Genomic DNA, 13,302 nt, shown 5'->3' on the forward strand with positions numbered 1-13,302 from the left:
CGGGAGCCGCGGCTGCTGCTGTACTTCGCTGCTGTACGAGCCGAGGGTAGGGCTCAACCGGCCACCCGAAGGGCCGTTGACCTGCGGAAGAGTGGGCCGCCAGGGACTCGAACCCTGAACCTATGGATTAAAAGTCCACAGCTCTGCCATTGAGCTAGCGGCCCGCCCGCCCAGGTTACCGGAACCCGCTCACACCGGCCTTCCGGCTTCCCCCGCAGTCGATCTTCCGACAGGCCCGCCGGTATGGGACGGCCGGGCCGGGGAATCGGGGGGCATGAGGTTGAGCAGTACTCCCGCGGTGGCCGCGTCGAGGGAGGTGCCGGGCGCCGACGGGGTGCGCCGGCCCGGTGGCGAGGTGCACGCGTGGCTGTCGGGGCAGAACCAGACGGTCTGCGGGCTGCCGTTGAGTCGTACCCGGCTGCGCCGGTTCCCGCACGTGCCGTTCGACTACTCGGCCACCGACGTGCTCACCGAGGCCGACCCGGAGGGCTGGGTCTGCCCGCGCTGCCTGGCCGCCGTGCAGGGCCGCCGCCAGGGGGAGCGGGGCTGGACCCGGACGAATCCGCGGCCCTGAGCGGTCCGGGGGTTGGTGCCCGCACCAGCGGGTACGGCAGCGGGCATGCGCGTCGTCATCGTGGGGGCCACCGGCAACGTGGGCACCGCCCTGCTGCGCCGGTTGCGGCAGGAGTCCGGGTCGGAACTCGTGGGCGTGGCCCGGCGGCTGCCCGGTCCGGGGGCCGGTGAGCCGTACGACGGGGTGCAGTGGCACGCCTGCGACGTGGGGGCGCCCGGGGCGGCCGACCGGCTGGCCACGATCGTCGCCGGTGCGCAGGCGGTGGTGCACCTGGCCTGGCAGATCCAGCCGAGCCACGACCGGCGGACGCTGTACCGGACCAACGTCGAGGGCAGCCGCGCGGTGATCGACGCGGTCGTCCGGGCCGGCGTGCCCGCCCTGGTGCACGCCTCGTCGGTGGGGGCGTACGCGCCCGGTCCGAAGGACCACCCGGTGAGCGAGAACTGGCCGGTCACCGGGGTGGCGGGGTCGTCGTACAGCCGGGACAAGGCGGAGGTGGAGCGGCTGCTGGACGCGGTCGAGCGGGAGCAGCCGGGGTTGCGGGTGGTCCGGCTGCGGCCGGGGCTGATCTTCCAGCGTGACGCCGGCACCGAGATCAGCCGCTACTTCATCGGCCCGTTGCTGCCGGTCCAGCTGCTCCGGTACGGCCGGATCCCGCTGGTGCCCGCCAATCGCCGGCTGCGGATGCAGGCGGTGCACGCCGACGACGTGGCCGACGCGTACGCCCGGGCGGTGTTGGGTGAGGCGCGCGGCGCCTTCAATGTCGCCGCGGACCCGGTGCTGACCCCGGAGCTGGTGGCCCGGCACTTCCACGGCTGGACGGTGCCGGTGGCGGCGCCCGTGCTCCGCGCGGCGGCGAGCCTGACCTGGTGGGCGCGCCTGCAACCGGTCGACGCGGGTTGGGTGGACCTGGCGTTGAACGTCCCGCTGCTGTCCAGCGAGCGCGCCGAGCGGGAGCTCGGCTGGACGCCCAGGGTGGACGCGGTGACCGCGCTCCGTGACCTCTTCGCCGGCATGGCGCACCGGGCCGGCACCGCCTCACCGCCGCTGTCGGCCGACCCGGGCCTGCCCGGCCGCCCCGCCGCCCTGCTCAAGGCCCGCCTCCCCGGCCACCCCAACCCCTACTGACCCCTGGTCCTGGCCCTCTTCCGCCGCGTTGATCAAGGAGTTTGCGTCGATACGGGCGCCCCCGCCTCGACAGGGCGAGGGGGCGGGGTCAGGGGAGGACGGTGGGTGGGCGGGCGCCCAGGAAGAAGATGCCGGGGTAGCCGCGCGTCTCGAAGCCGGCGCTGGGGTTGCGGCGCAGGGTCGAGTGCTCGATGCGCAGGGTGCCGGTGCGGTTGTTGCTGACGAAGAAGATCGCCCCGCCGCCCTCGGTGGCCCGGTTCCCCTCGATGATCGTGCCGGCGATCCGCACGGTGAACTCGTTGCCGTCGCAGTAGATCGCGCCGCCGCTGCCCCCGCCGGGGGTGCCGGACCGGGCCGGGTTGGCGCCGGTGCCGACCGCCCGGTTGTCCCGGAAGACGCTGTTCAGCACCGTCCAGGAGACGCCAATGCTGCTCAACGCCCCGCCGTTGGCGCAGTTGCCGCCGGTGAAGGTGCTGTTCACCACGTACACCGGCCGGTTCTCGTACTGGCTGAGCACGCGCAGCGCCGCGCCGCCCAGGTCCGGGCCGGTCCGGTCGCAGCGGTTGCCGACGAAGCGCGAGTTGACCACCTTGAACCGGCCGCCCCGGACGAAGATCGCGCCGCCCCCGCCGCCCTCGGTCCGGTCGCCGGTGGAGTCGCCGCCGGTGAAGGTCAGGTTCTGCACGGTGAGCTGCGGGTGATCCTGGTTCTGGCAGTGCGAGGTGGTCCACCCCTGGGCCTGGTCGCAGGTGTTCAGGTAGAGGATGCGCCGCTTCCCGCCGCCGCTCAGGGTGACCTTGCCGCCGCCGTCCAGCACGATCCGCGGCCCGTGCGAGTTGACCACCTTCGCGGTCGCCTTCATGGTGATCGTCACCGGGGCCGGGCCGCAGTTGAAGGTGATGATGCCGCCGGCCGCCACGGCCTTCACCACCGCCTCCGAGGTGCAACTCGCGGCGGTGCCGGTGCCGATCCGGCGGGTCGGGTGCGAGGTGTCCACCGCCCGCGCCTCGGCCGGCACGGCGGCGCGGCCGGCCGGGTTGCCGGCACGGAACGCGGCGGCCGACGGGGTGGCGCCCGGCGTCGCGACGCCCAGTCCGGCGCGGGCGCTCGGACCGGTCGTCGGGGTGGCCGCCGGAGCGGAGGCGGTGGTGGTGCCGGTCGCCGCGGCCGGGGCGGCGGGCGGACCGGCCGGGTCGCCGGCGGCGCAGGCGGGCAGCCCCGCGGTGCCGACGGCGAGGGCGAGCAGGAGGAGAGCGGACTTCACGCGCACCGCCCGATGCTAGGAGTGCGACCGGCCGGCGCACGACCCGACACCGGATCCTTAACCCGCCGCTAAGCCGCCCGCCGCCACCCGGCAAGGACCCACCCACGACGGTCAGGGCCGGCGGCGACGAGGCCGGGCCGGCAGCGACGGCACCGGGCCTGGGGGCGGGTCAGGCGTGCGAGAGGGCGAACGCGATCAGGAAGCCGAGCACGGTGATCAGGCCGACCAGCAGGTGCGCGTCCTCGAACGCCTCCGGCACCATGGTGTCGGTGATCATGGCGAGGATCGCGCCCGCCGCCAGCGCCGTGATGGTGGCCAGCACCTCGGGCGGGGCGCCGCCGAGCAGCGTGTACCCGGCCAGCGCGGCCGCGCCGCTGACCAGCGCGATCGCCGACCAGAGCAGGAGCACCCAGCGCCGGCTGCGGCCGGCCTGGCGCATGCCGGCGGCACTGGACAGGCCCTCCGGCACGTTGCTGAGGAAGACGGCCAGCACGGTGACCAGGCTGACCGGGCCGCCGGCCAGCAGGCTCGCGCCGATCACCACCGATTCCGGTACGCCGTCCAGCAGCGCGCCGACCGCGATGGCGTTACCCGAGCCGGGCTGTTCCTGTTCGGAGGGCTGCACGTCGCCGGAGCGCTTGCGGTGCCGGGCGCCGCGCCGGGCCAGCAGGATGTTCGCCCCGGTGTACGTGAGCGCCCCGATCGCCGCGCCCAACGCCACCGGCAGCAGTCCGCCCTGCGCGTGCGCCTCCGCGATCAGCTCGAACGACACGGCGGAGAGCAGCACGCCCGCGCCGAACGCCATCACGGACGCGATCACCCGGCGGGGCACCCGGGCGACGTAGCCCACCACCGCCCCGATCACCAGGGCGGAGCCGGCCAGCAACCCCCACAGTCCCGCTTCCAACCACTCCGGCACCCGCAGGACCCTACCCCGCGCCGGGAACGGGAAAACCGCTCAGAAATCGGCGAACAGGTACGGCAGCGCGCGCGGGAAGATCCGGCGCAGTTCCCCGGCCGCGTCCGGCGGCACCTCGCCGAGCCCCCGGATCGCCACCTCGACCGGGTCGAGCACCCCGTACGCCAGGGCGGAGAGCCCGGCGGCGGTCAACGTGGCGGTCGGCACGCTGCCCACCGCGGCGCTCTCCCCGGGCAGCAGTTCCAGCCGCCCGGTGGCGCCGTCGAGCAGGTGCGCCCCGGCCAGCCACCGGTCGCCGACCAGTTCGACGCGGACCCGGCCGGTGCCGGCCGGCAGGCCGGCGAGCGCGTCCAGGCTGAGCAGCCGGGCCATCGGCGCCGGCGATCCCGGCCGGGACACCCGCGCCTCGACGTGCACCGCCAGGTCGGTCAGCCACAGCTCGGGCAACTCGTCGGCGGGCAGCTCGACCCGGATCCGGTCCACCTGGTCGACGTGGTGGGCGAAGAACCGGAGCAGCGACGCCCGGGCGTACGGGTCGTCGGCGAGCAGGTCGTCGGCGATCAGCTCGCCGCCGTGGTCGTCGATCCGGTAGGTCACCGCGCCGACCGGCGCGCCGTCCCGGACCGCGGTGAGCAGCCACCGGTCGTCCCGGTCGCGCAGCGACACCGCCCGGAACTCCGGGAAGATCGCGAAGCCGTGCCGTTCCCGCAGCTGGCGCTCGGTGTAGCCGCGCCAGGTCGCCCAGCCCGCGCCGATCCGCTCCCAGCTCACGTCGTCGGGCAGTTCGGCGCGGAGCAGCGGGGCCAGGTCCGCCGGGGAGAACACCGCGGTACGCCGGCGCGGCAGCCCGACGTAACCGAAGCGCTCGTAGAACGAGGCCCGGAACGGGTAGAGCGCGCTCAACGCGTGCCCCTCCTCGCGCAGCTCGTCGAGGAGTCGCTCGAGCAGGGTCCGGACGTGACCGCGCCGCCGGGCCAGCGGATGGGTGGTCACCCCGGCCACGCCGGCCATCGGCAGCACCCGGCCGCGCAGGTTCTGCCGCATCGGGATGGCCGACACGGCGGCCGTGGTGAGCCCGTCATCCTCGACCACCAGCGTCCGGTTGCCCGCGTTGTACGGCAGGTACTCGCGGAACTCCTCGGTGCGGGAGACGGCCATCGGCGACGCCTCGAACGCGTACGCCTGGAGTGGAAAGCTGGTGGTCAGGCGTTCCTCGGCGACCAGGCGGCGAATACGCATCCGCTCATCCCAACCCGACCCGCCCGGGGCCGCAACCCGAATCCGCGTCAGGTCACCGGCAGGTGCCGGACGTGCCGGCGGCGGCGCAGCCGCGCGGAGACCGCGCCGGCGACCGCGACGACCAGCAGGGCGGTCACCGCCACGGCGTGCAGGACGCCGCGGGCCAGGTAACCGTCGTCGGTGTGGTCGACCGCCCAGGTGGCGATCTCCCGGCAGGACCAGAACGGGGTGAGCCGGGCGCCGCTGTCGGCCGGATCGAGCAGCATCTGCACCGTGACCACGGTGAGCAGCAGCAGCGTCCCTTCCAGCTCGCGCGGCAGCACCGCGCCGATCAGCATGCCGAAGGGGGCCGCCACCGCGACCGCGCAGAGCATCGCCCCGGCCACCCCGCCGTACCGCAGGCCGGAGCCGTCCACGGCGACGAGCCCGAAGAACGGTACGGCGATGGCGAGCCCGATCAGCCACAGCCCGAGCATCCGGCCGAGGTACAGGTGGTGCGGGCGGTAGCCGGCCAGCCGCAGCCGGGGCTCCAGGTCACGGGCCGCGCCGGTGGTGAACAGGGCGGCGGTGCTCACCGCCCAGGCGATGCCGAGCAGCAGCGCGCGTACCGACTGCCCGAGGTAGGCGTCGCGCCGGATCAGGTAGAAGGCCAGCGGCATGAGGAGCAGCAGGAGGAGCACGCCCCGGCGGCGGATCAGCTCCCGCAGGGTCATCTCGGCGACGGTGATCAGCCGGCTCACGGACGGCCTCCCGGTACGGCGGGGGTGAGATCGAGGACCAGGTCCACCCGGTCGAGCTGGTTGAGCAGGTGGGTGACCACGACGATCGCCCGGCCCTCGTCGCGCAGCCGCAGCAGCTGGTCCCAGAAGTTGACGTAGCTGCCCCGGTCGAAGCCCTGGTAGGGCTCGTCGAGCAGCAGCACGTCGGGCTCGTTCAGGGTGGACAGGGTGAGGTTGAGCTTCTGCCGGGTGCCGCCGGAGAGCCGCCGGGCGGGCACCGGGTCGGCGGCCTCCCAGCCGAGTCGCCGGGCGGTGGCCCGGCCGGCCCGGCGGGCCGTGCTCCGGTCCATGCCCCGGCCGGCCCCGACCAGCACGAAGTGCTCGTCGGGCAGGAGGAAGTCGGCGGTGCCGCCCTGCTGGGGGCAGTAGGCCAGCCGGCCGGCGAGGGTGACCTGTCCGCTGTCGGGGGACGTCAACCCGGCGCAGATCCGCAGGAAGGTGCTCTTGCCGCAGCCGTTGGCGCCGATCACGGCGGCGATCTGCCCGGCCCGGACGGTCAGGCCGGCGTCGCGCAGCACGGTACGCCGGCCGTAGCGCTTGCTGATCCCCTCGGCGTGCAGCAGGACCGGGCCGGGGCGGGGCGCCGGGCGGGTGCCGACGCTCTCGGCGATCACGGCGGCGTACCGGTCGGGCGGGCCGAAGACCGTCCACGGGTCGCCCCCGCCCTCGCGCAGGTGGGTGGCGGCCTCGGCGACCACGTGCCGGACGTCCTCCGGCGCCACCCGGTCGTGGTGCAGTTCGGCCGCGAAGGCGCGCAGCCACTGGTCGGCGTTCACCCGTCGACTCCTCCCGTCACGATGGCGGTCACCGACGTCGCGAACCCCTGCCAGTCGTGCCCGCCCCGGCTCAGCGCGGCCCGTCCGCTCTCGGTGATCCGGTAGTACTTGCGGGCCGGTCCGCCGGTTCCTTCGCGCCAGCGCGCGGTGATCAGCCCGCCGCGTTCCAGCCGGAGCAGCACCGGGTAGAGCGTGCCGCCCTGGATCGGGCCGATACCCGCCGCGTCGAGGGACTGGGCCAGCTGGTAGCCGTACGACTCGCGTTCGCGCAACAGGCCGAGGACGCAGAGGTCGAGCACCCCGCGCAACCACTGGCCCCGCCGCTCGATCATCACCCGCTGGAGAGTAGTGGCGTCATCTAGATGGCACAACTACCTACTACCGCGCGCGGGCCTCCCGGCCGTGCGGGGCGGTCCCGGTCAGGCCGCGGCGACGTCGGAGACCACGACGGTGACGTTGTCCGGGGCGCCGGCCTGGTGGGCGAGCTTCACCAACTGCTCACCGCACTGCTGCCGGTCCGGGTACGTGCTCAGCGCCGAGGCGATGGCTGGGTCCTCCACGTAGTCGGAGAGCCCGTCGCTGCACAGCAGCAGCCGGTCCCCGGCGAAGACGGTGAGCATCCCGATGGCCGGCGGCGCGTCCGAGCCCTGCACGGCCCGGGTGACCAGCGAGCGCTGCGGGTGGTGCCGGGCCTGGTCGGGGGAGAGCGCGCCCTGGTCGACCAGCGCCTGCACGAAGGTGTCGTCCCGGGTGAGCTGGGTCAGCTCGCCGTCGCGCAGCAGGTAGCCGCGGGAGTCGCCGACCTGGGCCAGGACCAGGGTGTCGCCGGCGAGCAGGCTGGCGGTGAGCGTCGTACCCATGCCGTCGCGGGCCGGGTCGACGCTGATCGCGGCCCGGATGCGCTGGTTGGCGGTGCTCACCACGGCGCGCAGCGCGTCGGCCGCCTCGTCCGGTCCGGTGGGCGGGGTCAGCTCGTCCAGGATCCGGATGACGATCTCGCTGGCCACCTCGCCGGCCGGGAGGCCGCCCATGCCGTCGGCCACCGCCACCAGGCGGTCACCGGCGAGGGCGGAGTCCTCGTTGTTGGTCCGGACGAGGCCGACGTCGTTGAGGATGGCCGAGCGGAGGATCAGCGTCATGGGGTCAAGCTTGCCAAGAAGACCCCATTCTCGTCTCTACACACCGGGTATGGCGGTCGGGAAAGATTCACTCCGGGCGGGCCGTCGACCGTCCATCCTGGTCGCCGGTGGGGTAGCGCAGCAGCAGGCTGGCCCGGACCGGCTCGTCGCCGACCGCCGCGTAACTGTGCGGCACGTCGGAGGCCCAGCGCAGGTAGTCGCCGGGGCCGGCGGTCCCCGGGTCGTCCACCGGCCCGGCGCGCAGCACGCCGGAGAAGACGATCACGTGTTCGGTGACGCCGGCCTGGTGGGCGGGGGAGAGCTGCGGCGGGCCGGGGCTCACCCGCATCCGGTACAGCTCGTAGGTGGCGTCGGCGTCGGTGAAGACCTCCAGCAGGGTGGCGCCCACCGCCGCGCCGCGCACGGTCGGCGTCTCGGCCGGCCCGGACAGGACGGCGGTCAGCGGCACGCCGAGCTGCGCGGTGACCGCGTAGAGCGTCTCCAGGGTCGGGTTGCGGGTGCCGTTCTCCAGCCCGGAGAGGGTGGCCTTGCCGACGCCGGCCAGCCGGGCCAGGGTGGAGAGGGAGAGGCCGCGTTCCTCGCGCAGGATGCGGATGCGCCGGCCGACCTCGTCCGCACCGTGGCCACCGGCTGGTGGAGCAGTTGCCATGCCGGCTATCGTCCTACACCGTGCCGTTCCGTAAACGGAACGATGGAGGGGGTCGGGACATGGCCGGTCGGCTGCAACCCGTACTGGCCGGTGTGGTCACCGCGCTGGTCGGCTTCGCCAGCTCGTTCACCGTCGTGCTGGCCGGGCTCCGGGCGGTCGGCGCCGACCAGGCGCAGGCGGCCTCCGGCCTGCTGGCGCTCTGCGTCGGCACCGGATGCTGCGCGGTCTGGCTCGGGCTGCGGCACCGGATGCCGCTCGCCATCGCCTGGTCCACCCCGGGTGCCGCGCTGCTCGTGGCCACCGGTCCGGTGCCCGGCGGGTGGCCGGCGGCGGTCGGCGCGTTCCTGCTCGCCGGGGCGCTGATCGTCGCGGCCGGGCTGGTACCGGCGCTCGGCCGGGCGGTCGCCGCGATCCCCGCCCCGGTCGCCAGCGCCATGCTCGCCGGGGTGCTGCTGCCGCTCTGCACCGCGCCGGTACGGGCACTGGTCGAGGTGCCCCGGCTGGCCGGGCCGGTGGTGCTGGCCTGGCTCCTGCTGCACCGGCTCGCCCGCCGGTGGGCCGTACCCGGCGCGCTGGCCGTGGCGGCGGCGGCGATCGCGCTGACCGCGCCCGGCCCGGTCCACGCCCACCTCGCGCCGGCCGTCGCGCTGACCGCGCCGGCCTGGACGCTGCCCGCGGTGGTCGGCCTGGCGCTGCCGCTCTTCCTGGTCACCATGGCCGCGCAGAACGTGCCCGGCACCGCGGTCCTCGCCGGCTACGGCTACCGTGCCCCGCTCGGCTCGGCGCTGCGGGTCACCGGGCTGGCCAGCATGCTCGGCGCGCCGGCCGGGGGGCACGCGCTGAACCTCGCCGCCATCACCGCCGCCCTGGCCGCCGGCCCGGACGCCCACCCCGACCCGGACCGGCGCTGGATCGCCTCGGTCACCGCCGGGATCGGCATGGCGCTGCTCGGCCTCGGCGCCGGCCTGGCGACCGCGCTGGTGCTGCTCTCCCCGCCGATCCTGGTCGAGGCGGTGGCCGGGCTCGCCCTGCTCGGCGCGCTGGCCGGGGCGGTCTCGGCGGCCGTCGCCGAGCCGGCGGGCCGCGAGGCGGCGGTGGTCACCTTCGTGGTCACCGCCTCCGGGGTGAGCCTGCTCGGCGTGGGCGGGGCGTTCTGGGGCCTCGTCGCCGGCTGGCTGATGCTGCTGCTCTTCCGCCGCCGCCCGACGGCCGGGCCGACCGGGGAGCCGGCCGCTACCGTCGCCGGGCCGGCCGGGCAGCCGGCTCCGGGTGCCGCGGCCCGGGTCGGCTGATCAGGCGCTGCCCTCGACCTCGGCGCCGATCTCCATGAGCCGCAGCCGCACGCCGGGGACGTTCTCCTCGACCGTCTGCCGCAACGCCCGGGCGTGCTCCAGCGTGTCGAGGACGACCAGCGCGTGGCTGCGGTCCGGCTCGTCGCCGTCGGCCCCCCACCAGCCCCGGACGAAGCCGGGGAACTGCCGGGTCACCTCGGCCATGTGCGCGAACTGGGCGGCCCGCGCCGCCGCCTCGGCCGGCGTGCCGCCCTGCTCCCCGATCACCATCCACATGTCGCCCACGGTACGGCCTGGGTCACTCCTCCTCGGGCAGGTCGGCGGCCGGGACGGTGAGGCGTACCCCGTCGTCGCCGACGGCGGCGATCCGGTCGGCGAGCACGTAGACCGCGCCGGTGCGGGCCAGCCCGGTGGAGACCTTCAGGTAGCCGCGGCGCAGCAGCCGGGCGGCCAGGTCGGCGGGGACGTCCGGCTCCTCGGCGGCGGCGGACTCGATCAGCTCGTCCAGGCTGCTCCCCGGGTCCACCGGTGCGGACGCCTGCACGGTGACCGCGCTCGGGTCGCCGCGCTGGACGAGATCCACGGTGCCCACCTCGACGCCGGTCGAGTCGACCACCCGCATGCCGGTGGTGACCTGGGCGACGGTGTCCTGCTGCTGGCTCATGGTGGCGCGGTTCCCGGGTCGCCCGGCCGCTAAACGGGTGGGGTCCAGCCGCTCGGCGGGCGGGGGGACAGCTCACGCCAGCTGTCCGGCCCCTCCAGCAGCGCCCGGACCGTCTCCTCCGCCTCGTCCACGCTGGCGTACTCGTAGAATTGGGAGACCCCCTCGGCGCCCCCGGCGCGCTGCTCGACGTGCCAGCGGTCGCCGTCGACCCGGAGGAAGACATCCCGCCGGGCCAGCCGCCCCCATTTCCCGTTCCACCAGTGTTTGCGCTGCTCCATGCCGTGGACTCTATCGAACATGTGTTCGACATACGTCGGCCCCCGCGGGATTCCCACAGGGGCCGATCGGCTATGGGGTCAGCGCGCGGCGGGCGGCTCCTGGCGCCGGCCCAGCACGTCGTCGAGCGCGCCGCGCTGGACCGGGGTGCCGTGGTTGCCGGCGAGCAGCGCGTCCCGGATCTCGGTGAGCAGCTTGATCTCCTCGCTCGGGGCGGCCGGCGGCGGCTCCTCGCCCCGCTTGCGCCGCTCGGCGAGCTTGTTCATCGGGTAGACGACCAGGAAGTAGAGCACCGCCGCGGTGAGCAAGAAGGTGATCGCGGCGTTGATGAAGCCGGCCCAGTCCATGTAGTTGCCGTTGCCGATCTTCCACCGACCGGCCGTCAGTGCGCTCCTGCCGCCGAAGAGCTTGATCAGCGGTTCCAGGAACGACTTGGTGAACTGCGAGACCAGGCCGGTGAAGGCCGCGCCGATGACGATGCCGACCGCCAGGTCGACGACGTTGCCGCGCATGATGAAGTCTTTGAAGCCCTTGAGCATCCGCACTCCCGTGCTGTCCGATTCTGCGTCGCGGACAACCTATGCCCCGGACGGCGGTTCGAGAAAAGCACCGGCCTCGATCGCCGCCCGTGCCGGATCGCCGGCCCGGATCGCCGCCACCAGGCGGCCGTGGTCGACGTACCGCTCGGGCTGGAGGGTCTCGCCCATCGCCTGGGCCACCGTGCTGCGCAGCGCCGCGCCGACCGAGGCGTACAGCTCGGCGAGCATGGCGTTGTGCGCCGCGGCCACCACCGCGCTGTGCAGCGCGGCGTCGGCCTCGACGAACTCGTCCACCCGGCCGGAGCGCCAGGCGGCCTCCCGGGCGGCGAGCGCGCCGTCGAGCGCGGCCAGGTCCCCGGGGGTACGCCGCAGCGCGGCGAGCCGGGCCGCCTCCACCTCGAAGGCGCGCCGGACCTCGATGACCTCGGTCATCCGGTCGTCGGTGAGTCGGCGGGCCACCACCGGGGCCAGCTCGTCGGTGGAGACCACGTACGTCCCGGAGCCCTGCCGGCACTCCAGCACCCCGGCGTGGACCAGCGCCCGGACCGCCTCGCGGACCGTGTTGCGCCCCACGCCGAGCGCCGCGACGAGCTGCGGCTCGGTCGGGATCCGCCCGCCCACCGGCCACTCGCCACCGAGGATGCGGGCCCGGAGCTGCTCGATCGTCTGCCGCACCCGGTGCCCACGCGGCGGCACGGCGACGGAATCGACGGCGGGTGTCACCGGTTACACCTCCTGCCGAAATTCATCCCATGATTGTAGGTTCGAGGTCATGACCCCGCCAACCGCGCGCACCGCGGCGCCCGCCGGCGCGCCGACCACCGACGTGACACCCGGCCCGGCCCCCGCCGCCGCCCCGGCGCCCCCGGCCACGCCGGCCCGCGGCGGCCTGCTGGTGCTGGTCGGGATGCTGCTCGTCGCGGTCAACCTGCGGACCGCCGTCACCAGCCTCGGCGCCCTGCTCGACGAGATCCGGGGCGGGCTGGGGCTCTCCGGCACCACCGCCGGCCTGGTCACCACGCTGCCCACCATCGCCTTCGCCGGGCTCGGCGCGCTCACCCCGTGGCTGGTCCGCCGCTGGCCGGCCGCCCGGGTGCTGGTGCTGGCGATGCTGGCCCTCACCACCGGCCAGGTGCTCCGGGTGGTCACCGACTCGACCGTGGTCTTCGTGCTCACCAGCGCGCTCGCCCTGTCCGGCATCGCGGTGGCGAACATCCTGCTGCCGATGCTGGTCAAGCAGCACTTCCCGCACCGCACCGGGCTGGTCACCGGGGCGTACACGATGGCGCTGACCGTCGGCACGACGGTGGCCGCCGCCTCGGCGGTGCCGGTGGCGCACGCGTTCGGCTCCTGGCGCGCCGGGCTCGGTGTCTGGGCCGGGCTGGCCGCCCTGGCCGTACTCCCGTGGGTGCCGCTGGCGCTGCGCGACCGCCGGGCCCGGCGGGCGGCGACCCCGGTGGCGGCCGTCGCCACCCCGGCCCGGATCCGGCCCGGGCGGACCCGGCTCGGCTGGGCCATGGCGATCTACTTCGGCGCGCAGTCGCTGAGCGGGTACGCGATCATGGGCTGGCTGGCCCAGCTCTTCCGGGACGCCGGCTACTCCGCGCAGACCGCCGGGCTGCTGCTGGCCGGGGTGACCGCGCTCGGCGTGCCGGTGGCGCTGGCCATGCCGACCGTCGCCGGCCGGCTGCGTACCCTGCGGCCGCTGGTGCTCGGGCTGACCGCCTTCTCCACGGCCGCCTACCTGGGCCTCGCCCTCGCCCCGCACGGCCCGGCACCGTTCTGGGTGCTGCTGCTCGCCCTCGGCCAGGGCGCGTTCCCGCTGATCCTGACCACCATCGGGCTGCGCGCCCGGACCGCCGAGGGCACCGTGGCGCTCTCCGCGTTCGCGCAGAGCACCGGCTACCTGATCGCGGCGCTCGGCCCGCTGCTGGTCGGCATCCTCTACGAGGCGACCGGCGGGTGGACCGCGCCGCTCGGCTTCCTGCTGGCGGCGCTCGCCGTGCAGACGACGGCGGGCCTGGCGATCGCCCGCCCCCGACACATCGAGGACGAGCGCTGAGC

Annotated in this window: 17 protein-coding genes and 1 tRNA gene; 4 read left to right on the plus strand and 14 right to left on the minus strand. The window is 75.1% G+C overall.

The genetic code is table 11. The annotated features are described in order from the left end of the window. Positions 1–92: 92 nt before the first annotated feature. A tRNA-Lys gene (locus AB0I11_RS01385) sits at positions 93–164 on the minus strand. Between the two features lie 110 nt (positions 165–274). Here AB0I11_RS01385 and AB0I11_RS01390 point away from each other — a divergent pair. Together AB0I11_RS01390 and AB0I11_RS01395 are read left to right on the plus strand one after the other, a co-directional pair. Then, positions 275–574, plus strand: a complete 300-nt coding sequence (locus AB0I11_RS01390) for a hypothetical protein (RefSeq protein ID WP_046571378.1) — start codon at positions 275–277, stop codon at positions 572–574. Positions 575–619: 45 nt separating this feature from the next. Beyond that, the gene (locus AB0I11_RS01395; RefSeq protein ID WP_357308798.1) at positions 620–1,702 is read left to right on the plus strand and encodes an NAD-dependent epimerase/dehydratase family protein; all 1,083 of its coding nucleotides are present in this window, start codon (positions 620–622) and stop codon (positions 1,700–1,702) included. An 88-nt stretch (positions 1,703–1,790) separates the two neighbouring features. Here AB0I11_RS01395 and AB0I11_RS01400 read toward each other — a convergent pair whose 3' ends face one another. The 8 genes from AB0I11_RS01400 to AB0I11_RS01435 form a co-directional block, all read right to left on the minus strand. Next, positions 1,791–2,972: a hypothetical protein gene (locus AB0I11_RS01400; protein ID WP_357308801.1), complete on the minus strand. Its 1,182-nt coding sequence runs from the start codon at positions 2,970–2,972 to the stop codon at positions 1,791–1,793. Between the two features lie 163 nt (positions 2,973–3,135). Further along, the gene (locus AB0I11_RS01405; RefSeq protein ID WP_357308804.1) at positions 3,136–3,885 is read right to left on the minus strand and encodes a ZIP family metal transporter; all 750 of its coding nucleotides are present in this window, start codon (positions 3,883–3,885) and stop codon (positions 3,136–3,138) included. Between the two features lie 39 nt (positions 3,886–3,924). Beyond that, positions 3,925–5,124 (minus strand): GNAT family N-acetyltransferase, encoded by a 1,200-nt coding sequence (locus AB0I11_RS01410; RefSeq protein WP_357308807.1) that lies wholly within the window; start codon positions 5,122–5,124, stop codon positions 3,925–3,927. Between the two features lie 47 nt (positions 5,125–5,171). Beyond that, positions 5,172–5,864, minus strand: a complete 693-nt coding sequence (locus AB0I11_RS01415; RefSeq protein ID WP_357308810.1) for a hypothetical protein — start codon at positions 5,862–5,864, stop codon at positions 5,172–5,174. After that, positions 5,861–6,679, minus strand: coding sequence for an ATP-binding cassette domain-containing protein (locus tag AB0I11_RS01420; RefSeq protein ID WP_357308813.1), 819 nt, complete (start codon positions 6,677–6,679; stop codon positions 5,861–5,863). Before AB0I11_RS01420 ends, AB0I11_RS01415 begins: the two co-directional genes overlap by 4 nt. Continuing rightward, positions 6,676–7,011: a PadR family transcriptional regulator gene (locus AB0I11_RS01425; protein WP_357310121.1), complete on the minus strand. Its 336-nt coding sequence runs from the start codon at positions 7,009–7,011 to the stop codon at positions 6,676–6,678. The genes AB0I11_RS01420 and AB0I11_RS01425 overlap by 4 nt, the downstream gene beginning before the upstream one ends. 87 nt (positions 7,012–7,098) lie before the next feature. Then, positions 7,099–7,818 carry a protein phosphatase 2C domain-containing protein gene (locus AB0I11_RS01430; RefSeq protein ID WP_357308816.1) on the minus strand — a complete coding sequence of 240 codons (720 nt, stop codon included), beginning with the start codon at positions 7,816–7,818 and terminating at the stop codon, positions 7,099–7,101. Between the two features lie 67 nt (positions 7,819–7,885). Beyond that, on the minus strand, positions 7,886–8,467 hold the full coding sequence (locus AB0I11_RS01435; protein ID WP_357308819.1) for a helix-turn-helix domain-containing protein: 582 nt from the start codon (positions 8,465–8,467) through the stop codon (positions 7,886–7,888). Positions 8,468–8,526: 59 nt separating this feature from the next. Between AB0I11_RS01435 and AB0I11_RS01440 the strand changes: the two genes are divergently transcribed. Then, positions 8,527–9,759, plus strand: a complete 1,233-nt coding sequence (locus AB0I11_RS01440) for a benzoate/H(+) symporter BenE family transporter (RefSeq protein WP_357308822.1) — start codon at positions 8,527–8,529, stop codon at positions 9,757–9,759. On the opposite strand, the gene AB0I11_RS01445 is transcribed toward AB0I11_RS01440, so the two are convergent. The 5 genes from AB0I11_RS01445 to AB0I11_RS01465 all read right to left on the minus strand — a co-directional run bounded on the left by AB0I11_RS01445 (position 9,760) and on the right by AB0I11_RS01465 (position 11,961). Next, on the minus strand, positions 9,760–10,035 hold the full coding sequence (locus AB0I11_RS01445; protein ID WP_357308825.1) for a hypothetical protein: 276 nt from the start codon (positions 10,033–10,035) through the stop codon (positions 9,760–9,762). 22 nt (positions 10,036–10,057) lie between these two features. Continuing rightward, on the minus strand, positions 10,058–10,423 hold the full coding sequence (locus AB0I11_RS01450) for a hypothetical protein (RefSeq protein ID WP_357308828.1): 366 nt from the start codon (positions 10,421–10,423) through the stop codon (positions 10,058–10,060). A gap of 29 nt (positions 10,424–10,452) precedes the next feature. Continuing rightward, positions 10,453–10,701 (minus strand): hypothetical protein, encoded by a 249-nt coding sequence (locus tag AB0I11_RS01455; protein ID WP_357308831.1) that lies wholly within the window; start codon positions 10,699–10,701, stop codon positions 10,453–10,455. A gap of 78 nt (positions 10,702–10,779) precedes the next feature. Then, on the minus strand, positions 10,780–11,238 hold the full coding sequence (gene mscL, locus AB0I11_RS01460) for a large conductance mechanosensitive channel protein MscL (protein ID WP_357308834.1): 459 nt from the start codon (positions 11,236–11,238) through the stop codon (positions 10,780–10,782). A 39-nt stretch (positions 11,239–11,277) separates the two neighbouring features. Continuing rightward, positions 11,278–11,961 (minus strand): FCD domain-containing protein, encoded by a 684-nt coding sequence (locus tag AB0I11_RS01465; protein ID WP_357308837.1) that lies wholly within the window; start codon positions 11,959–11,961, stop codon positions 11,278–11,280. 49 nt (positions 11,962–12,010) lie between these two features. Here AB0I11_RS01465 and AB0I11_RS01470 point away from each other — a divergent pair, with 49 nt between their 5' ends. Continuing rightward, positions 12,011–13,300 (plus strand): MFS transporter, encoded by a 1,290-nt coding sequence (locus AB0I11_RS01470; protein WP_357308839.1) that lies wholly within the window; start codon positions 12,011–12,013, stop codon positions 13,298–13,300. Positions 13,301–13,302 lie beyond the last annotated feature (2 nt).

The organism is Micromonospora sp. NPDC050495, from assembly GCF_040655175.1.
Classification (GTDB): Bacteria; Actinomycetota; Actinomycetes; order Mycobacteriales; family Micromonosporaceae; genus Micromonospora.